Annotated in this window: 13 protein-coding genes; 4 read left to right on the forward strand and 9 right to left on the reverse strand. The window is 68.2% G+C overall.

What is annotated here, in order from left to right; all coding sequences use genetic code 11:
* Positions 1 to 28: 28 nt before the first annotated feature.
* From QM772_RS00190 to QM772_RS00230, 9 genes are all read right to left on the reverse strand, one after another.
* Positions 29 to 352, reverse strand: a complete 324-nt coding sequence (locus QM772_RS00190; RefSeq protein ID WP_415132981.1) for a hypothetical protein — start codon at positions 350 to 352, stop codon at positions 29 to 31.
* 36 nt (positions 353 to 388) lie between these two features.
* Complete coding sequence (locus tag QM772_RS00195; protein WP_415132983.1) at positions 389 to 844, reverse strand: hypothetical protein; 456 nt, start codon at positions 842 to 844, stop codon at positions 389 to 391.
* 93 nt (positions 845 to 937) lie between these two features.
* On the reverse strand, positions 938 to 1,510 hold the full coding sequence (locus QM772_RS00200; protein WP_415132985.1) for a DUF1697 domain-containing protein: 573 nt from the start codon (positions 1,508 to 1,510) through the stop codon (positions 938 to 940).
* Positions 1,471 to 1,953, reverse strand: a complete 483-nt coding sequence (locus QM772_RS00205) for an EVE domain-containing protein (protein WP_415132987.1) — start codon at positions 1,951 to 1,953, stop codon at positions 1,471 to 1,473. Before QM772_RS00205 ends, QM772_RS00200 begins: the two co-directional genes overlap by 40 nt.
* 44 nt (positions 1,954 to 1,997) lie before the next feature.
* Positions 1,998 to 2,618, reverse strand: a complete 621-nt coding sequence (locus QM772_RS00210) for a glutaredoxin family protein (RefSeq protein WP_415132989.1) — start codon at positions 2,616 to 2,618, stop codon at positions 1,998 to 2,000.
* A gap of 15 nt (positions 2,619 to 2,633) precedes the next feature.
* Entirely contained in the window at positions 2,634 to 4,694 is a 2,061-nt protein-coding gene (locus QM772_RS00215; RefSeq protein ID WP_415132991.1) for a M3 family metallopeptidase, read from the reverse strand.
* Positions 4,695 to 4,724: 30 nt separating this feature from the next.
* Entirely contained in the window at positions 4,725 to 5,579 is an 855-nt protein-coding gene (folD, locus tag QM772_RS00220) for a bifunctional methylenetetrahydrofolate dehydrogenase/methenyltetrahydrofolate cyclohydrolase FolD (protein WP_415132993.1), read from the reverse strand.
* 76 nt (positions 5,580 to 5,655) lie between these two features.
* Positions 5,656 to 6,282 carry a response regulator transcription factor gene (locus tag QM772_RS00225; protein ID WP_415132995.1) on the reverse strand — a complete coding sequence of 209 codons (627 nt, stop codon included), beginning with the start codon at positions 6,280 to 6,282 and terminating at the stop codon, positions 5,656 to 5,658.
* Positions 6,279 to 8,813, reverse strand: a complete 2,535-nt coding sequence (locus tag QM772_RS00230) for a PAS domain S-box protein (protein ID WP_415132997.1) — start codon at positions 8,811 to 8,813, stop codon at positions 6,279 to 6,281. Before QM772_RS00230 ends, QM772_RS00225 begins: the two co-directional genes overlap by 4 nt.
* Positions 8,814 to 8,968: 155 nt before the next feature.
* Between QM772_RS00230 and aceE the strand changes: the two genes are divergently transcribed.
* The 4 genes from aceE (at position 8,969) to QM772_RS00250 (ending at position 18,573) form a co-directional block, all read left to right on the forward strand.
* Complete coding sequence (gene aceE, locus QM772_RS00235) at positions 8,969 to 11,671, forward strand: pyruvate dehydrogenase (acetyl-transferring), homodimeric type (protein ID WP_415132999.1); 2,703 nt, start codon at positions 8,969 to 8,971, stop codon at positions 11,669 to 11,671.
* An 18-nt stretch (positions 11,672 to 11,689) separates the two neighbouring features.
* Positions 11,690 to 13,327: a dihydrolipoyllysine-residue acetyltransferase gene (gene aceF, locus QM772_RS00240; RefSeq protein WP_415133001.1), complete on the forward strand. Its 1,638-nt coding sequence runs from the start codon at positions 11,690 to 11,692 to the stop codon at positions 13,325 to 13,327.
* Between the two features lie 93 nt (positions 13,328 to 13,420).
* Complete coding sequence (gene lpdA / locus QM772_RS00245) at positions 13,421 to 15,238, forward strand: dihydrolipoyl dehydrogenase (RefSeq protein ID WP_415133003.1); 1,818 nt, start codon at positions 13,421 to 13,423, stop codon at positions 15,236 to 15,238.
* 305 nt (positions 15,239 to 15,543) lie between these two features.
* On the forward strand, positions 15,544 to 18,573 hold the full coding sequence (locus QM772_RS00250) for a LysM peptidoglycan-binding domain-containing protein (RefSeq protein WP_415133005.1): 3,030 nt from the start codon (positions 15,544 to 15,546) through the stop codon (positions 18,571 to 18,573).

Genomic DNA, 18,573 nt, shown 5'->3' on the forward strand with positions numbered 1-18,573 from the left:
AAAAGATAGCAGTGTGAGGGCCCCATGGTCATTTTGAATCCTGAAGCGCCCCCAGCCTTGCCATGACCAGCAGCACGGTAGGCCAGAAAAGCGTGTTGAGCACGTCGTGCAGGCTCGCTGCCCAGCGCCGGTACCCGAGGCTGGCCATGTCGTCCCGCATGTCGAGCCCCTCAGCCGCTGCCGCCACGGCTGCCGCCGCAAGCCAGGGGATGGCGGACCGGAGGGGTTTGCGCAATGCGACCGCGGTCAGCAGCAGGACGGCGAGGCCGGCATAGACGTGAAGCGCGTCCTTGGACAGCCCGGTGTCTGAAACGATCGCGAGCTTGAGGGATTGGACGGCGGACGTTTCCATGGATTTCCCGGGTCATCGATGGATCGGGCTGCGTCGTCAGGCGTTTCCAAGATGCCGCCGCAAGACCGCATGGCGATGCGTGAACAGCCGCTGGATGAACCACTTCAGCAGGTTTGAAGCAAAGCGAGGCTGGAAGGTGAGCACGTCGGTGACCGCACAGCCGGGCTCCGCGGCTTCGATGCGCCGCTCATGGCGCCACAGCCGCATGGAGCCCATGGGGGACTGCTCGACGAACCCGATACCGTCCTTCAACTCGATGAGCGTGAGGTCCGAGTAGTCGACGGGCAGCAGGCCGAGCAGATAGATCCGGCTCCTGAACAGCGGCTTGCCTGGCTCGATGCCTGAAGCGGGCAGCCCGGAGACACCGCGCGGCACGCTCATCCTGAGGATGGGCCGAAGCTCCGTCGAGATGCCCTTGACCGACGTGATCCAGTCCCACGCCTCGGCGCGTGATGCCCGGAGCGCGGAGCGGAATTCAAGCTGGTGCGGCATGACAAGGTCCTTGATGGACGGGGGGAATTTAGGAGGTTGAATGTGGCTGTGCATCGCAAAGAGGCGCGATTTCAGGCCCCATCGGCTGCGGTTTCAAGCCGCCACGCACTTCCTGTCCGTGTCCCACGTGCGCGTGGTCACGTTCTTGCCGAACGTTTTTTCGATCAGCGTCATGAACACCGGGCCCCGCTCGCCGGCTGCGTAGGCTGAGAATACCTCGTCGCTTTTCACGGCCAGGATCCTCGCGCCATCCAGTTCGATGGGGAGCGGCGGCGGTTCGCGGCACGGCTGGCCCAGAAAGGTGACGACCCGCTTTTCCTTCGGCGTGAGGTGGAAGGCCGCATACGGGTCCGCTTCCAGCAGAGCCGCCAGGTGATCCCTGCTGCGCACGATGACCGCAAAGCTCCTCGGCAGATATCGGCCCATGCCGGACTCGATGGCTTTGGCCAGTTGCGGCTCCGCCTTTCTGGCGCTGTTGAACACCACGTTGCCGCTGGACAGCACCGTCCCAACATCGCCGAAGCCCATCTGCTCGAAGCACGCCTTCAGCTCGGGCATCCGTGCGTTCATGGGGCTGACGCCGCGAAGAAGCGCTACATAGCGAGGCACCGGTCGCTCCTGGGGCGCTAACGCTCGCCCTCGGACATCGCCAGGATCGCCTCCCATTCGCCGTGTTCCACCGGCGTGATCGACAGCCGGTTGCCGCGTTGCAGCACGCGCATGCCGGCCAGTTCAGGGTGCGCGCGCAGTTCGGCCAGCGGGATCAGCCGCGTCTTGCGCTGCGCCTGCACGTCCAGCAGCAGCCAGCGCGGTTTGTCGGGGGTGGACTTGGGGTCGTGGTAGGGCGAGCCGGGCTCGAACTGCGTCGGGTCGGGCCGCACGCCGGAGGCTACGCGGGCGATGCCGGCGATGCCGGGCTCAAGGCAGCTGGAGTGGTAGAACAGCACGCCGTCGCCCACCCGCATGGCGTCGCGCATGAAGTTGCGCGCCTGGTAGTTGCGCACGCCGGTCCAGGGCACCGTGGCGTTAGGCGCGGCCAGAGCGTCGTCGATCGAGCACTCGTCGGGCTCGGACTTCATCAGCCAGCAGCGGCGCGGTTTTTGAGCCATTTTGGCCTTCAGCGCCCGTCCAGCAAGCGCTGGCAGCTATTGTTTTAGAAGCGCAGGCCGGTCGGGTTGCTGGTGTTGCGCGCCGGCGCGATGCTGGGCTCGGGCGGCTGCGCGGGCGCCGAGGCGGCGGCCTGGGCTGCGGGCGCGGGGGCGCGGGCGGCGACCAGCGGCGTGGGGCTGGGGCGGCGGTAGCTGCCGGGCAACTGCGAGGTCTTGGGGTAGCCGGCCGCGTCGAGGTACTGGCTCCAGTCCTGGTCGGAGAAGCCGGTCAGGCGCTGCTGGCCGATGGTGACCACCGGCAGCGAGGTGCCGCCGGCCAGGCGTTGCAGCGCGGCGAGGTCGTCGTTGGACTCCACGGTCTTCTCGGTGAACGGGATGCCGCGGTTGACCAGCAGGTTGCGGCCGGCGTTGCAGCCCGCGCAGTCCTTGCTGCTGTAGAGCGTGACGGGGTAGCGCTGCGCGGTCTGGTTCAACTGGTAGGGCAGCGCGCCGCCGCTGCTCTCGCCGCCCGCCGCCGCGCTGCCGCCGGCGGCGCGCGCGCCGGCCGCCGGGGGCTGGTCGGAGTAGGTCACGCGCCCGTCGGGCCCGACGTTGCGGTACACCTGCGCCTGGGCGGCGCCAGCCGCCAGCAGGGCGAGCAGGGCGAACGTTTTCGGTGGTGTCATGAAAGCTCCTGTGGATCAGGCCATGCCCTGGTGGCGCAGCAGCGCGTCCAGGGTGGGCTCGCGGCCGCGGAAGGCCTTGAACGATTCCATCGCCGGGCGGCTGCCGCCGGCCTCGAGGATGGCCTGGCGGTATTTTCGCCCGGTCTCCACGCTGGGCAAGCCCTCGGGCGTGGCGGATTCCTCGAAAGCGGCGTAGGCGTCGGCCGACAGCACCTCGGCCCACTTGTAGCTGTAGTAGCCGGCCGCGTAGCCGCCGGCGAAGATGTGGCTGAAGGTGTGCGCCATGCGGTTGAAGGCTGGCACCGGCAGCACGGCGACCTCGGCGCGCACCTGCTCCAGCAGGGCCTGGATGTCGGTGCCGCCATCGCCCTGGGTGTGCAGCAGCATGTCGAACAGGGCGAACTCGATCTGGCGCAGGGTCTGCATGCCGGCCTGGTAGTTCCTGGCGGCCAGCATCTTGTCGAACAGGGCGCGCGGCAGCGGCTCGCCGGTGTCGACGTGCGCCGTCATGTGGCGCAGCACGCTCCATTCCCAGCAGAAGTTCTCCATGAACTGGCTGGGCAGCTCCACCGCGTCCCACTCGACGCCGCTGATGCCGGACACGTCGTGCTCGTTCACCTGCGTCAGCAGGTGGTGCAGGCCGTGGCCGAATTCGTGGAACAGGGTGGTCACGTCGTCGTGTGTCAGCAGCGGCGGCTTGCCGTCCACGCCGTCGGCGAAGTTGCACACCAGCTGCGCCACCGGGGTTTGCAGCGCGCCGGTGTCGGGGCGCAGCCAGCGGGCGCGCACGTCGTCCATCCAGGCGCCGCCGCGCTTGCCGGCGCGCGCGGTGGGGTCGAGGTAGAACTGGCCCAGCAACTGGGCGCCCTCGTGGGCACCCTCCGGGTGCGTGCGCTCGATGCGGTAGAACTCGACCGAGGGGTGCCAGACGGGCGCCGAGTCCTTGCGGATGGCGACCTCGAACAGCGTCTCGACGATCTTGAACAGCCCGGCCAGCACCTTGGGCGCGGTGAAGTAGGGCTTGACCTCCTGTTCGCTGAAGGCGTAGCGCGCTTCCTTGAGCTTCTCGCCGACGTAGGCCCAGTCCCAGGGCTGCGGGTCGGCCAGGCTCAGTTCCTTGGCGGCGAAGTCGCGCAGGTCCTGCACGTCGCGCTGGGCGTAGGGGCGCGCCTTGGCGGCGAGCTGGCGCAGGAAGTCGATCACCTGCGCGGGCGAGTCGGCCATCTTGGGCACCAGCGACACCTCGCCGAAGCTGGCGTAGCCCAGCAGGCGGGCCTCTTCCTGGCGCAGCGCGAGCAGCTCGCGCATGAGGGCGGTGTTGTCGTACTTGACGGCCTCGCCCTCGGCCTGGTCGGAGGCGCGGGTGACGTAGGCGCGGTACAGGCGCTGGCGCAGCGTGCCGCTGGCGGCGAACTGCATCACGGGCAGGTAGCTGGGCAGCTTGAGCGTCAGCTTGTAGCCGCTCTGGCCGTCCTTCTCGGCGGCGGCGCGGGCGGCCTGGCGCACGTCGTCGGGAACGCCCGTCATTTCTGCCTCGGTGGCGTGGTAGGCGAAGCTGTCGGTGGCGTCGAGCGCGTTCTCGCTGAACTTCTGCGCCAGCTCGGCCTGCCGCTCCTGGATGGCGGCGAAGCGCTCTTTCGCGGCGCCTTGCAGCTCGGCGCCGCCCAGCACGAAGCCGCGCAGCGCGTTCTTCAGCGCCTGGCGCTGCTCGGCGTTGAGCGTGGCGGGGTCGATGGCCTTGTACTTGGCGTACAGGCGCTCGTCGGCGCCCAGCCGCGTATAGAACTCGGTGACCCTGGGCAGCGCGGCGTTGTAGGCGGCGCGCAGCTCGGGCGTGTCGGCGACGGCATTCAGGTGGCTGACGGCGCCCCAGGCGCGGCCCAGGTGCTCGGTGGCGACGTCCAGCGCGCGCGCGATCGCCGCCCATTCGGCGGGGAAGCCGGGCGCCACCACGCGCTCCAGCGCGGCGTCGGCGCCGGCCAGCAGTTCATCGACCGCGGGCGCCACGTGTTCGGGGCGGATGCGGTCGAAGAGGGGGAGGTCGGTGAAGTCGAGGAGGGGGTTGGCGCTGCGCATAGGGGGCATTTTGAGGCGGTGCGCCGCGCTTCAAGCGCTGGCGCGTTCCGCCGCTTCGAGGGTGTTGACCAGCAGCATGGTGATGGTCATCGGGCCGACGCCGCCGGGCACGGGGGTGATCCAGCCGGCCACGTCTTTCACGCCGGCAAAGTCCACGTCGCCGCAGAGCTTGCCGGCGTCGTCGCGGTTCATGCCTACGTCGATGACCACGGCGCCGGGCTTGACCATGCCGGCGGTCAGCACGCTGCGCTTGCCGACGGCGGCGACCACGATGTCGGCGCCGCGCGTGAAGGCGCCCAGGTCGGCCGTGCCGCTGTGGCAGACGGTGACGGTGGCGTTGGCCGCCAGCAGCATCAGCGCCATCGGCTTGCCGACGATGTTGCTGCGGCCGATGACGACGGCGTGCTTGCCGCGCAGGTCGTTCATGCCGATGGCTTCGAGCATCTTCATGCAGCCGTAGGGCGTGCAGGGGCGAAAGCCCGGCTGGCCCACCACCAGCGCGCCGGCGCTGGCGACGTGGAAGCCGTCCACGTCCTTGGCGGGCGAGATGGCCTCGATGACCTTCTGCGCGTCGATGTGCGCGGGCAGCGGCAGCTGCACCAGGATGCCGTGGATCGACGGGTCGGCGTTGAGCGCGGCGACGCGCGCGAGCAGCGCGGCCTCGGTCAGCGTGGCGTCGTACCTTTCCAGCACCGAGTGCAGGCCCGCGTCCTCGCACGCCTTGACCTTGTTGCGCACGTAGACCTGGCTGGCCGGGTTGTCGCCCACCAGCACCACGGCCAGGCCGGGGGGGACGCCGCGCGCCGTCAGCGCGGCGGCGCGCGCCTTGACTTCGGCGCGCAGCTGGCGCGAGAGGGCGTTGCCGTCGATCAGTTGGGCGGTCATGATTTTATGAGTCAAATCGGCCTCCAGCGCAGGCGGGGCAAGCGCTGGCAGCTATGAAACAAATAGCAATCGAGGGTCAGGGCTTGGGCGCGCTTTGCCCCAGGGCGATCTTCAGCAGATCGGCCACGGTGTTGGCGCCGAGCTTTTCCATGATGTTGGCGCGGTGCGCCTCCACGGTCTTGATGCTGATGCCCAGGTCGTCGGCGATCTGCTTGTTCAGCCGGCCGGCGACGATGCGCTCCAGCACCTGCGCCTCGCGGCCCGTGAGCTTGGCGAGCAGGGCGTCGCGGCTGGCGGCCTGCTGGTGCTCGGCGAAGCTGGCGCGCGCCTGCGCCAGCATGCGCTCGACCAGGGGCACGAGCTGCTCTTCCTTGAACGGCTTCTGGATGAAGTCCATCGCGCCCTTCTTCATCGTGCCGACGGCCAGCGGCACGTCGCCGTGGCCGGTGATGAAGGCCAGGGGCAGCGGCGAATGGCGCTCGACCAGGCGGTCTTGCAGGTCGAGCCCGCTCATGCCGTCCATGCGGATGTCGATCAGCGCGCAGGCCACGTCGCGCGGGTCGTAGCGGGCCAGGAAAGCCTCGGCCGACTCGAAGCAGCGCACGCGGAAGTCCTGGCCTTCCAGCAGCCACTGCACCGAGTCGCGAACCGCCTCGTCGTCATCGACGACGTACACCGTGCCTCGCTTGGGGATCAGGCTCATGCCACTACCTTACTGCTGTTGCCGGACGGCTTCGGCGCGTCCAGGGAGGGGCCGACCGGAATCCAGAAAACGAAGCGGCAGCCCACGATCTGGCCGGCATTGTAGAGGTTGTCGGCCTCGATCCGGCCCTGGTGCGACTCGATGATCGAGCGGCACAGGTTGAGCCCGATGCCCAGGCCCTCGCTCTTGGTGGAGAAGAAGGCTTCGTACAGGCGGCTGAGCGCCTCCGGCGCCAGGCCGCGCCCGGTGTCGGCCACCGCGAACTGCACCGCCGCCACGCCGGCCACCTCGCGCGGCGTCACGCGCAGGTTGACCATGCGGTTGCCCGGCGCGCGCTGGGCCGCCTCGATGGAGTCGGCGCCGTTCTTGATCAGGTTCAGCAGCACCTGCTCGATCAGGATCGGGTCGGCGAACAGCGCCGGCAGGCGCGGATCGACGTGGTGCGTCAGCCGCACCTGGCGGCGGCGCAGTTCGATCTCGGCCAGCTCGACCACCTGCTCGACGATGGCCGGCACCTCGGCCCACTGCCGGCGCGGCTCGCTGCGCTTGACGAAGCTGCGGATGTGCTGCACCACCTGGCCGGCGCGCTGCGCCTGGCGGGCGGTCTTGTCGAGCGCGCCCAGCAGGTCGTCCTGGCTGATGGAGCCGTTGCGCACGCGCGAGATCATGCCGGTGCAGTAGTTGTTGATGGCCGTCAGCGGCTGGTTCAGCTCGTGCGCCACGCTGGAGGCCATCTCGCCCATGGTGATGAGGCGGCTGGCGGTCTGCGCGCGCTCGGCCTGCGCGGCGGCCTGCTCCTCGGCGCGGCGGCGCGCGGTGATGTCGGTGGCGATCACCATCTGCGCCAGCCGTCCGTCCACCCAGTTGAGGTAGCGCGAGCGCACCTCCAGCCACTTGTCCAGGCGCTCGATGTAGACCTCGGCCTGCTCGGCGACGGGCGATTCGGCCAGACTCTCCAGCGGCAGGCCGGCGAAGGAGTCGACGGCATCCAGGCTTTCGTCGGAGCTGGTGGTCTCCGGCGTGCCGGCGCGCACCACCAGCTTCATGTGGCCGGCCGTGGTGCCGCCGAACCACTGGCGGTACAGCTTGTTGGCGAACAGCAGTTCCTCGCTGCCCAGCGGCGCCACCGATACCGAGGCGTCCAGCGCCTCCAGCACGGTGGTGAAGCGCTCGTAGGATGCCGAGAGCTGCCGGCGCACGCGGTTGGGCTCGGTGATGTCGGTCATCGAGGCCATCCAGCCGGTCTGCTTGCCGGTGGCGTCGATCAGCGGCGAGACGTACAGGCGGGCGTCGAACAGCGCGCCGTCCTTGCGCTTGACGCGCATCTGGAAGCCCGAGGGGTCGGACGCGCCCCCCAGTTCCTCGACCAGCCGCGCGGCCAGCGCCTCGCGGTCCTCGGCGGGCCAGTAGGAGAACGGTTCGGACTGGCCGATCAGTTCCTCCTCGCTCCAGCCGGTCATCTGGCAGAAGGCGGGGTTGACGTAGATGATGCGGCCGTGCAGGTCGAGCGCCCGCATGCCGGTGAGCATGGAGTTCTCCATCGCGCGGCGGAAGCTGGTCTCCGCCTGCAGCGCCTGTTGCGCCTGCTGCCGGCGCTGCGACTGGCGCCAGTTGGCCAGCAGCATCCAGGTGGTCATGGCCGCCAGCGCCGCCACCAGCCACAGCAGCGTGCCGCCCACCACGCCCTGCGAGGTGCGCCAGGCCTGCGCGCGCAGGATCAGGCCGTTGCCGACCGGCGAGACCGGGATCTCGAATTCGTTGACCTTGCCCGTCCACGGCAGGCGCTCGGAGAGGCCGGGCCGGTCCGGGATGCTCTGGCCGGCCAGCACCTGGCCCCTGCTGTCGAGCAGCGCGGTGGCGTACTTGGCCAGGATCTCGGCCGGCACGCCGTAGCGCAGCAGGGCATCGACGGAATACTCCGCCAGCAGCTCGCCCGCGAACTGGCCGCGCGGCGTGACCGGCACGTGCAGCTGGAGCACCGTCTCGGCGTCCTTCACCGCCACCGGCTGGGCATACACCGGCTGCAGCAGGTCGCGCGCCAGGCCGTAGCCGGTCTCGACCTCGCCGGCCTTCAGCACGCCGTCGTCCATCCAGTCGCGCGCGGCGCCGGCGCTGGGCGACGCCTGGATGGCGACCACGCGGCGGCGTTCGTCGATCCAGCTCAGGGCCAGCAGCTCGGGGTACTGCGCCACCAGCGACTCGGCGCGCACCTCGAACTGCGCCGGATCGATCTCGCGGTTGGCGACGTCGCGCGCCAGGCGCATCAACTGCTCCTGCCGCTCCAGCAGGCGCAGGCGCAGGCGCTGCTGGCTGTACTCGACGTCGCGCTTGACGGCTTCCTGTTCGCGCCGCACCTCCTCCAGCCGCAGGTACCAGAAGGCCGACACGATGGCGGCCAGGAACAGCAGCACGGCGGCCAGCGGCGCCAGGTGCATGACGCGGTCCTGGCGCAGCCCGGGCAGGCGGCGCCACCACGGCGCGGCGGCATCGCCGGCGCCGTCGGGCAGGACCGGCGGGGGAACAGGGTGCATAGGCTGGCAGTTTAGGCGACTGCTCTTGTGCTATCGCTTTTAAATTCCATAATATAAAAATATAAATCACTACTTGAAATTAAAACCAAGTTGTGGAATGATCGAGGCATTCGTTCACAATGCCCGTCATCACTACACCAAAAGGAGACAAGACGATGTCCGCAGAGTCCCAGGTTCCGGCCGGTCCGGCCAGCGATACCGACACCCAGGAAACGCGCGAGTGGAAGGACGCGCTGGCCGCGGTGATCCAGAGCGAAGGCCCGGCGCGTGCGCACTTCCTGCTGGAGGAACTGCTGGAGCACGCGCGCCAGCATTCCATCGACCTGCCGTTCTCCGCCACCACGGGCTACGTCAACACGCTGGAGCCCGAGCAGGAGGCGCGCTGTCCCGGCAACATCGCCTTGGAGAAGCGCCTGCGCGCCTACATGCGCTGGAACGCCATGGCCATGGTGGTCCGGGCCAACCGCCTGCACCCGGCCGATGGCGGCGACCTGGGCGGCCACATCGGCTCCTTCGCCTCGCTGGCCAGCATGTGGGGCGCCGGCTTCAACCACTTCTGGCACGCCGAGAGCGCCGACCACGGCGGCGACTGCATCTACTTCCAGGGCCACAGCGCGCCTGGCATCTACGCCCGCGCCTTTCTCGAAGGCCGCATCACCGAGGACCAACTGGAGAACTTCCGCCAGGAGGTGGATGGCAAGGGCCTGTCCAGCTACCCGCACCCCAAGCTGATGCCGGGCTTCTGGCAGTTCCCCACCGTCAGCATGGGCCTGGGGCCGATGATGGCGATCTACCAGGCCCGCTTCCTGAAATACCTGCACGCGCGCGGCATCGCCGACACGGCCAAGCGCAAGGTGTGGATCTTCCTGGGCGACGGCGAGATGGACGAGCCCGAGAGCAAGGGCGCCATCGGCCTGGCGGCGCGCGAGAAGCTGGACAACCTCGTCTTCGTGATCAACTGCAACCTGCAGCGCCTCGATGGCCCGGTGCGCGGCAACGGCAAGATCATCCAGGAGCTGGAGGGCGACTTCCGCGGCGCCGGCTGGAACGTGATCAAGGTGCTGTGGGGCAAGGGCTGGGACGAGCTGCTGCGCCGCGACACCAGCGGCAAGCTCAAGCAGCTCATGATGGAAACGCTGGACGGCGACTACCAGACCTTCCGCGCCATGGACGGCGCCTACCTGCGCAAACACTTCTTCGGCAAGTACCCCGAGACGGCCAAACTCGTCGAGCACATGACCGACGACGACATCTGGGAGCTGCGCCGCGGCGGCCACGACCCCGAGAAGGTGTTCGCCGCCTTTCACGCCGCGCAGCACCACCAGGGCCAGCCCACGCTGCTGCTGGTCAAGACCGTCAAGGGCTACGGCATGGGCAAGGCCGGCGAGGCCAAGAACACCGTGCACCAGACCAAGAAGCTGGCGGACGAAGACATCAAGTACATCCGCGACCGCTTCAACATCCCCATCCCCGACAGCGAGCTGGAAAAGCTGCCCTACTACAAGCCGGCCGACGACACGCCGGAGATGAAGTACCTGCACGAGCGCCGCAAGGCCCTGGGCGGCTACCTGCCGCACCGCCGCCAGCAGGCCGACGAGCACTTCACCGTGCCCGCGCTCGACACCTTCAAGGCCGTGATCGAGCCCACGGCCGAGGGCCGCGAGATCAGCACCACGCAGGCGTACGTGCGCTTTCTCACGCAACTGCTGCGCGACAAGGCGCTGGGCCCGCGCGTGGTGCCCATCCTGGTCGATGAGGCGCGCACCTTCGGCATGGAGGGCCTGTTCCGCCAGATCGGCATCTACAACCCGGCGGGCCAGCTCTACACCCCGGTGGATCGCGACCAGGTGATGTACTACAAGGAGCAGACCGACGGCCAGATCCTGCAAGAGGGCATCAACGAGGCGGGCGGCATGTGCTCGTGGATCGCGGCGGCCACGTCGTACTCCACCAACAACCGCATCATGATTCCGTTCTTCGTGTACTACTCGATGTTCGGCTTCCAGCGCTTCGGCGACTTCGCCTGGGCCGCGGGCGACATGCAGGCGCGCGGCTTCATCCTGGGCGGCACCTCGGGCCGCACCACGCTCAACGGCGAGGGCCTGCAGCACGAAGACGGCCACAGCCACATCCTGGCCGGCACCATCCCCAACTGCGTCAGCTACGACCCCAGCTTCGCGCACGAGGTCGGGGTGATCATGCACCACGGCCTCAAGCGCATGGTGGAGAAGCAGGAGAACGTCTACTTCTACATCACCCTGCTGAACGAGAACTACGCCATGCCCGGCCTGAAAGCCGGCACGGAAGAGCAGATCATCAAGGGCATGTACCTGTGCAACCCGGGCGCCGAGGGCGACAAGCGCGTGCAGCTGCTCGGCTCCGGTTCCATCCTGCGCGAGAGCCTGGAGGCGCAGAAGCTGCTGGCGGCCGACTGGGGCGTGCAGGCCGACGTGTGGAGCTGCCCCAGCTTCAACGAACTCACCCGCGAGGGCCAGGACGCCGACCGCTGGAACCTGCTGCACCCGCTGGAGAAGCCCCGCGTGTCCTTCGTCGCCCAGCAGCTCGGCAAGACCACCGGCCCGGTGGTCGCCTCCACCGACTACATGAAGAACTACGCCGAACAGATCCGCTCCTTCATCCCCGCCGGGCGCGCCTACAAGGTGCTGGGCACCGACGGCTTCGGCCGCAGCGACTTCCGCAGCAAGCTGCGCGAGCACTTCGAGGTCAACCGCCACTACATCACCGTCGCCGCGCTGTCGGCGCTGGCCGACGAGGGCAAGCTGCCCAAGGCCAAGGTGGCCGATGCCCTCAAGAAGTACGGCATCAAGACCGACAAGATCAACCCGCTGAACGCCTGAGGCCAGGAGGAGACGAACATGGCATTGGTGGAAGTCAAGGTCCCGGACATCGGCGACTTCAAGGACGTGGCCGTCATCGAGCTGCTGGTCAAGCCCGGCGACACCGTGAAGGTGGAGCAGAGCCTGATCACCGTCGAGAGCGACAAGGCCAGCATGGAAATCCCTTCCAGCGCCGCCGGCGTGGTGAAGGAGATCAAGGTCGGCATCGGCGACAAGGTCAACGAGGGCTCGCTCGTGCTGCTGCTGGAAGCCGCTGGCGGTTCAGAGAAAAAAGCGGCCCCAGCGCCCGCCCAGCCTGCGCAAGCAGCTATTGAATCGGTAGCTACGCCGCTTGCCGCCGCGCCCGCCGCGAGCGGCCCGGTGGAGGTGCGCGTGCCCGACATCGGCGACTTCAAGGACGTGGCCGTGATCGAGGTCTTCGTCAAGCCCGGCGACACGGTGAAGGTGGAGCAGTCGCTCATCACCGTGGAGTCGGACAAGGCGTCGATGGAGATCCCGTCGAGCCACGCGGGTGTGCTCAAGGAGCTGAAGGTCAAGCTGGGCGACAAGATCAACCAGGGCGATCTGCTGGCCATCCTGGAAGGTGTTGCGGCCGCCGCGCCCGCTGCGGCTGCCCCATCGCCGGCGCCCGCGCCGGCTGCCGCACCGGCTGCTGCGGTGCCTGCGGCCAGCGCGCCGACCGCTGCCGCCGCGCCGCACCAGCCCGGCGCCGCGCCCATCGGCCTGCCGCATGCCAGCCCTTCAGTGCGCAAGTTCGCGCGCGAGTTGGGCGTGCCGCTCGACGAACTCAAGGGCACCGGCCCCAAGGGCCGCATCACCCAGGAAGACGTGCAGAACTTCACCCGCGCCGTCATGGCCGGCACCGCGCGCACCAAGGCGCAGGGCGCCGCTGGCACGGGCGGCGGCGTCACCGGCGGCGGCGAGCTGAACCTGATCCCCTGGCCCAAGGTGGACTTTGCCAAGTTCGGCCCCATCGAGCGCAAGGAGCTGTCGCGCATCAAGAAGATCAGCGGCGCCAACCTGTTCCGCAACGCCGTGATGATCCCGGCCGTCACCAACCACGACGACGCCGACATCACCGACCTCGAAGCCTTCCGCGTCTCCACCAACAAGGAGAACGAGAAGAGCGGCGTCAAGGTCACCATGCTCGCCTTCCTCATCAAGGCCAGCGTCGCGGCGCTCAAGAAGTTCCCCGAGTTCAACAGCAGCCTGGACGGCGACGCCCTGGTCTACAAGAACTACTGGCACATCGGCTTCGCCGCCGACACGCCCAACGGCCTGGTGGTGCCCGTCATCAAGGACGCCGACAAGAAAGGCGTGCTGCAAATCAGCCAGGAGATGGGCGAACTCGCCAAGAAGGCGCGCGACGGCAAGCTCGGCCCCGCCGACATGAGCGGCGCCACCTTCACCATCAGCAGCCTGGGCGGCATCGGCGGGCGCTACTTCACGCCCATCATCAACGCGCCCGAAGTCGCGATCCTGGGCGTGTGCAAGAGCCAGACCGAACCCCGGTGGGACGGCAAGGCGTTCCAGCCGCGCCTGATGCTGCCGCTGTCGCTCACGTGGGACCACCGCGTGATCGACGGCGCCGCCGCCGCGCGCTTCAACGCCTACCTGGGCCAGATCCTGGCGGACTTCCGCCGCGTGCTGCTGTGAAAGGAAAGAATGTGACCCCCCAAGCTCATATTCATTCGCGGCCCCCTGAGGGGGCGCAAGCCTCCTTTGAGGCGGCTCGGCAGGAGGCTTGACATGGCAGTGATCGACATCAAGGTGCCCGACATCGGCGACTTCAAGGACGTCGCCGTGATCGAACTGCTGGTCAAGCCCGGCGACACGGTGAAGGAGGAGCAGAGCCTCATCACCGTGGAGTCCGACAAGGCCAGCATGGAAATCCCCTCCAGCCACGCCGGCGTGGTGAAGGAGCTCAAGGTCAAGATCGGCGACAAGGTGAACGAAGGCTCGGTGGTGCTGTCGCTGGACGCGGCCGGCGCCGCCGCGCCCGCGCCCGCCGATTCAGCGCCAAAACAGGCTCCAGCGCCCGCCAAACAAGCGCCGGCAGCTCCTGTTCCTGTAGCGGCCAGCTACGGCGGCGGCACCGACCTGGACTGCGACGTGCTGGTGCTCGGCGGCGGCCCCGGCGGCTACTCGGCCGCTTTCCGCGCCGCCGACCTGGGCCTGAAGGTGGTCATCGTCGAGCGCTACGCCACCCTTGGCGGCGTGTGCCTGAACGTCGGCTGCATCCCCTCCAAGGCGCTGCTGCACGTGGCCGCCGTGATGGACGAGGTGGGTCACCTGGCCGCCCTCGGCATCGACTACGGCGGCGCGCCCAAGCTGGACATCGACAAGCTGCGCGCCCACAAGGAAAAGGTCATCGGCAAGCTCACCGGCGGGCTGGGCGCCATGGCCAAGATGCGCAAGGTCACCACCGTGCGCGGCGTCGGCAGCTTCGTCGGCCCGAACCACCTGGAGGTGGAAGAGACCTCCGGCACTGGCCAGGAGAAGACCGGCGCCAAGAAGGTGGTGCAGTTCAAGCGCGCCATCATCGCCGCCGGCAGCCAGGCCGTGCGCCTGCCCTTCATGCCCGACGACCCGCGCGTGGTGGACAGCACCGGCGCGCTGCAACTCAAGAGCGTGCCCAAGCGCATGCTCATCCTGGGCGGCGGCATCATCGGCCTGGAGATGGGCACGGTGTACAGCACGCTTGGCGCGCGCCTGGACGTGGTGGAAATGCTCGACGGCCTGATGCAGGGCGCCGACCGCGACCTCGTCAAGGTGTGGCAGAAGCTGAACGCGCCGCGCTTCGACAACATCATGCTCAAGACCAAGACCGTCGGCGCCAAGGCCACCAAGGCGGGCATCGAGGTCAGCTTCGAAGGCGAGGGCGCTCCCGCGCCGCAGACCTACGACCTGGTCTTGCAGGCCGTCGGCCGCAGCCCCAACGGCAAGAAGATCGGCGCCGACAAGGCCGGCGTGGCCGTCACGGACCGTGGCTTCATCGACGTGGACGTGCAGATGCGCACCAACGTGCCGCACATCTTCGCCATCGGCGACATCGTCGGCCAGCCCATGCTGGCGCACAAGGCGGTGCACGAGGCGCACGTGGCGGCCGAGGTGATCGCTGGCGAGCTGAAGGGCGACGAGGCCCTGGCCCGCGCCGCCTTCAACGCCCGCGTGATCCCCAGCGTGGCCTACACCGACCCCGAGGTCGCCTGGGTCGGCCTGACCGAGGACCAGGCCAAGGCCCAGGGCATCAAGGTCAAGAAGGGCCTGTTCCCCTGGACGGCCTCCGGCCGCGCCATCGCCAACGGCCGCGACGAGGGCTACACCAAGCTGCTGTTCGACGACAGCCCCGAGGCGCACGGCCACGGCCGCATCCTGGGCGGCGGCATCGTCGGCACGCACGCCGGCGACATGATCGGCGAGGTGGCCCTGGCCATCGAGATGGGCGCCGACGCCGTGGACATCGGCAAGACCATCCACCCGCACCCCACGCTGGGCGAGAGCATCGGCATGGCGGCCGAGATCGCGCATGGCTCTTGCACGGACGTGCCGCCGCAGCGGAAATAGACGCTACTGAATCCGTAGCTGGCCGCGCAGGCTCCGAAAGGACTGCGCGGTTTTTTGTGGATCAAGCACCCTCGTGGTGGAACGCACGTCAAATATGACAAAGGGGAGGCCGACCAAGAGAGGCCAATTCTGTTCCCGATTCAATAGCTGCCCACGCTCGCCTGCCACCAATTTAATACCAAAGCATATAAGTAACCTTCCCATCCGTAACCATCCCAGCTAGCCCCGAGGGCGCCGCCCTGCCAAGCTTCACGCACAGGGCGCGCCATGCAAGGCGCCTTGATCGACACACAAGGCCCCATCTGATGCAAGTCACGTCCACCCCCGCCGGCCTGGGCTGGGACAACCCCGTCCCCCCCGCCGACCCGCAGCCGCAGGAGCAAGCCCAGCCCCAGCCCGAGCCCGCCGCCCCCGCCACCACCACGCTCGGCGCGCTGATGCACCCCGGCCAGCCCCTGCCCACAGGCAACGGCAACCCCTGGCAAGGCTTCGAGACCAGCCAGCACAAACCCCAGCCCAGCCCCCTGCTGGACTACCCGCCCGACACCGCCATCGCCCTCCAGCTCAAGCCCCTCCTGCAAGAACACGCCCAGCCCGAGGCCGACACGCCCACCGAAGCCACCACCCCCGCCCCCCCCAGCGCCGACCCGATGGAAATCGCCGCGCTGGAACTCCTGCTGGCCGAGCCCGCCGCGCAGGAGCTCATCCAGCACTTCGGCGGCGACCTCCAGCCCCCACCCAGCGGCCACGCCGTGGCCGACAGCATCATCGCCCGCTACGGCAGCGACCTCGCCAGCCGGCTGAACCAGCTGCAAAGCGCCCAGCAGGAAGTGCAGAAGCAATACCTGGCCACGCTGGACGCCGCCATCGCCACCCCCGGCCCCCAGCAGCCCGGCAGCATCTTCACCCCCGACACCGGGCTCGGCGATGTGCCCGAGCACCTCATCGCCCTGCCCAGCCGGCCCGGCCAGCAGCAAGGCCAGCAAGGCAGCTGGACCCTGGACCCCGTGGCCTTCACCAGCGCCTGGGCGCAAGGCGACAGCCCCCTGCAAAGGGCCTACGCCCACCTGCACGGCGCCGAAGGCATGCAGCGCGTGACCTTCGATGCCGGCACGGAATACGAAACCACCCACTGGATGCTGGCCGGCCAGAAGCTCCACCTGGCCACGCAGCGCAGCGGCGACGCCGACCACGACACCGCCCAGAGCAAGCTGACCGACGGCTGGGACCGCATCGACCTGGAGCGCCCGCCCAAGCTCATCGACAACGACCTGGTGTGGTTCGACCCCGAGCGCGGCTGGGTCACCGACCGCAAGAACCTCAAGCCCGACGGCATCGACCGGGCCATGCCCATCGTCTTCGGCGCCGCCATGTCGTTCATGAGCATGGGAGCGGCCAGCGCCGCCATGGGCCTGGGCGCCGCCACCAGTTGCACTGCCGCCGGCGCCACCGCCACCACCATAGGCCAGAGTGCCATCCTCGGCGCCGTGGGCGGCGCCACCAACCAGGTGGTGAACATGATCGGCGGGGGCCGGTTCAGCTTCAGGCAGGTGCTGATCTCGGCCGTCTCGGGCGGCGTCGCGGCCGGCGTGACCCAGCTCAGCGGCCTCGGCCAGATGCTGCAAAGCGGCGACACCGCCACGCGCCTGCTCGGCCACGCCGGCCGCGCCGGCCTGCAAGGGGCCATCCAGCAGGCCAGCGGCGGGCGCTTTGCAGACGGCTTCATCAACAGCGCCATGGGCAGCGTGGCCTCTGAGGTCACCCAGAACCTCAACAGCCAGATCGCGCAGATGGAGCAGCAGGGCCTGGGCGCCAGCGAAAGCAGCCTGCTGCGGCTGTTCAGCCGCGCCGCCGGCAGCGCCCTGCGCATCGTGGGCAGCAACGACCCGGCCGCGGGCTTCGCCAGCGACTTCCTGGCCGGCGCCCTGGCGCAAGCCACCCCGGCGGATGCACAGGGCGAAACCGTGGCAGACAACGGCCAGGCCACCGAAGGCGGCGCGCGCGATACCGGGCAGGGGCCAGCCCCCGCCGCGCCGGCCAGCGTCACCGTCGCGGCCGGCGACACCCTGGAGCGGCTGGCGCGCCAGCAGTACGGCGAGCACTGGCGCGCCGGCCTGACCGCCATGGTGGCCGACAACCCCGGCATCGCCGCCAACCAGTGGGGCAGCCCCATCATCCAGCCGGGGCAGACGCTCAATATCCCGTCACTCGACGGCCTGAGCGCCGAGCAGCTGAGCCACTACGGGCAACTGGGCGGGCGCATCGTGGCGGGCAACACCCAGGGGCTGAATGTGCGCGCGGAGCTGCTGGCCGCGCGCGAGGCACAGCAGAGCGCCGTGCAGGCAAGCGGGCCGGCCACCATGAGCCAGGACGAAGCCTATGCGCGCTACATGGCCGAAGGTGGGCGCAGCCGTGGGTATGCGCAGGAAATGGGCGATCAGTACACGCCGACTTGGCATGAGGGAAGTGAGAGCCTGCCGGGAAGAACTACAACAGACTCCATTCGACCGCCGCAAGGTTATTTGGCTGACGTGCAGGCAATTGCCAATAGTGATCTTTCGTGGTCCGACAAGGTTCGGATGATCCGCGACACCACGAGCTACTACTATCAGATAACTCCCGGATTTCAGGGTGCCGTGCAAATGGCTGGGGGGGCTCTAGAGGTGGCTGGCGGCGTGGGCTTATCCGCACTACCCGGAGGCGCAGTGCCAGGGACTGTCGCCATTCTTCACGGTGCCGATACCTTTGTCACCGGTGTTCAACGTGTGGGGGAAGAGCGAAACGTCAATACTGTGACGTACAACTTGGTCTATGAAGCGACGGGGTCGGACCGGTGGGCCGACGCGGTAGATCGAGGGGTGCCTTTTTTTACTGGCGTGGCCGGTGGCGCGGGCACAATAAATGCTGCCAATAATATAGGCAAGATTCCACACGGATTTGAAGGCAATAGAGGTTTTAGGACATTTGGGGTTTATATCCAGGGCAGCTTGGATGATGCTGGTTATTCTGGTGTTAACCCGATTCTCCAGGGGAGCGCGGTGACAGGCAGAAGCTTTTCTACGGGGGCTGCTTTTGATGTTGGCCGCATTAGTGATTTTGATGTTGCTCTGGCAAGCCCTTCGCTATTCGGAAGAGCCCGAGAATTAGGTATTGGTCTCAGGCAAGGAAAAACGCGAACGGGCCCATTAACGCAAGAAGATTTGGGAAGGCTAGGTCTTTCTGATATGGCCAATCTGTTGCGTAGACAGTATGGAAGAGACGTAAATTTCATGATATATGAGTCTGCTCCCGGCGCCACTGCGCGGTCTCCGAGTCTATTAATTCCCATGAGGTAA

This window comes from Ottowia sp., assembly GCF_047601385.1.
GTDB lineage: Bacteria > Pseudomonadota > Gammaproteobacteria > Burkholderiales > Burkholderiaceae_C > Ottowia.

Coding starts and splice junctions, on each gene's coding strand:
- QM772_RS00225 (WP_415132995.1), bottom strand. CDS start 6,282: ATGAGCCTGATCCCCAAGCGAGGCACGGTGTACGTCGTCGATGACGAC.
- aceE (WP_415132999.1), top strand. CDS start 8,969: ATGTCCGCAGAGTCCCAGGTTCCGGCCGGTCCGGCCAGCGATACCGAC.
- QM772_RS00195 (WP_415132983.1), bottom strand. CDS start 844: ATGCCGCACCAGCTTGAATTCCGCTCCGCGCTCCGGGCATCACGCGCC.
- QM772_RS00215 (WP_415132991.1), bottom strand. CDS start 4,694: ATGCGCAGCGCCAACCCCCTCCTCGACTTCACCGACCTCCCCCTCTTC.
- QM772_RS00210 (WP_415132989.1), bottom strand. CDS start 2,618: ATGACACCACCGAAAACGTTCGCCCTGCTCGCCCTGCTGGCGGCTGGC.
- QM772_RS00205 (WP_415132987.1), bottom strand. CDS start 1,953: ATGGCTCAAAAACCGCGCCGCTGCTGGCTGATGAAGTCCGAGCCCGAC.
- QM772_RS00250 (WP_415133005.1), top strand. CDS start 15,544: ATGCAAGTCACGTCCACCCCCGCCGGCCTGGGCTGGGACAACCCCGTC.
- aceF (WP_415133001.1), top strand. CDS start 11,690: ATGGCATTGGTGGAAGTCAAGGTCCCGGACATCGGCGACTTCAAGGAC.
- QM772_RS00200 (WP_415132985.1), bottom strand. CDS start 1,510: ATGGGAGGCGATCCTGGCGATGTCCGAGGGCGAGCGTTAGCGCCCCAG.
- QM772_RS00230 (WP_415132997.1), bottom strand. CDS start 8,813: ATGCACCCTGTTCCCCCGCCGGTCCTGCCCGACGGCGCCGGCGATGCC.
- lpdA (WP_415133003.1), top strand. CDS start 13,421: ATGGCAGTGATCGACATCAAGGTGCCCGACATCGGCGACTTCAAGGAC.
- folD (WP_415132993.1), bottom strand. CDS start 5,579: ATGACCGCCCAACTGATCGACGGCAACGCCCTCTCGCGCCAGCTGCGC.
- QM772_RS00190 (WP_415132981.1), bottom strand. CDS start 352: ATGGAAACGTCCGCCGTCCAATCCCTCAAGCTCGCGATCGTTTCAGAC.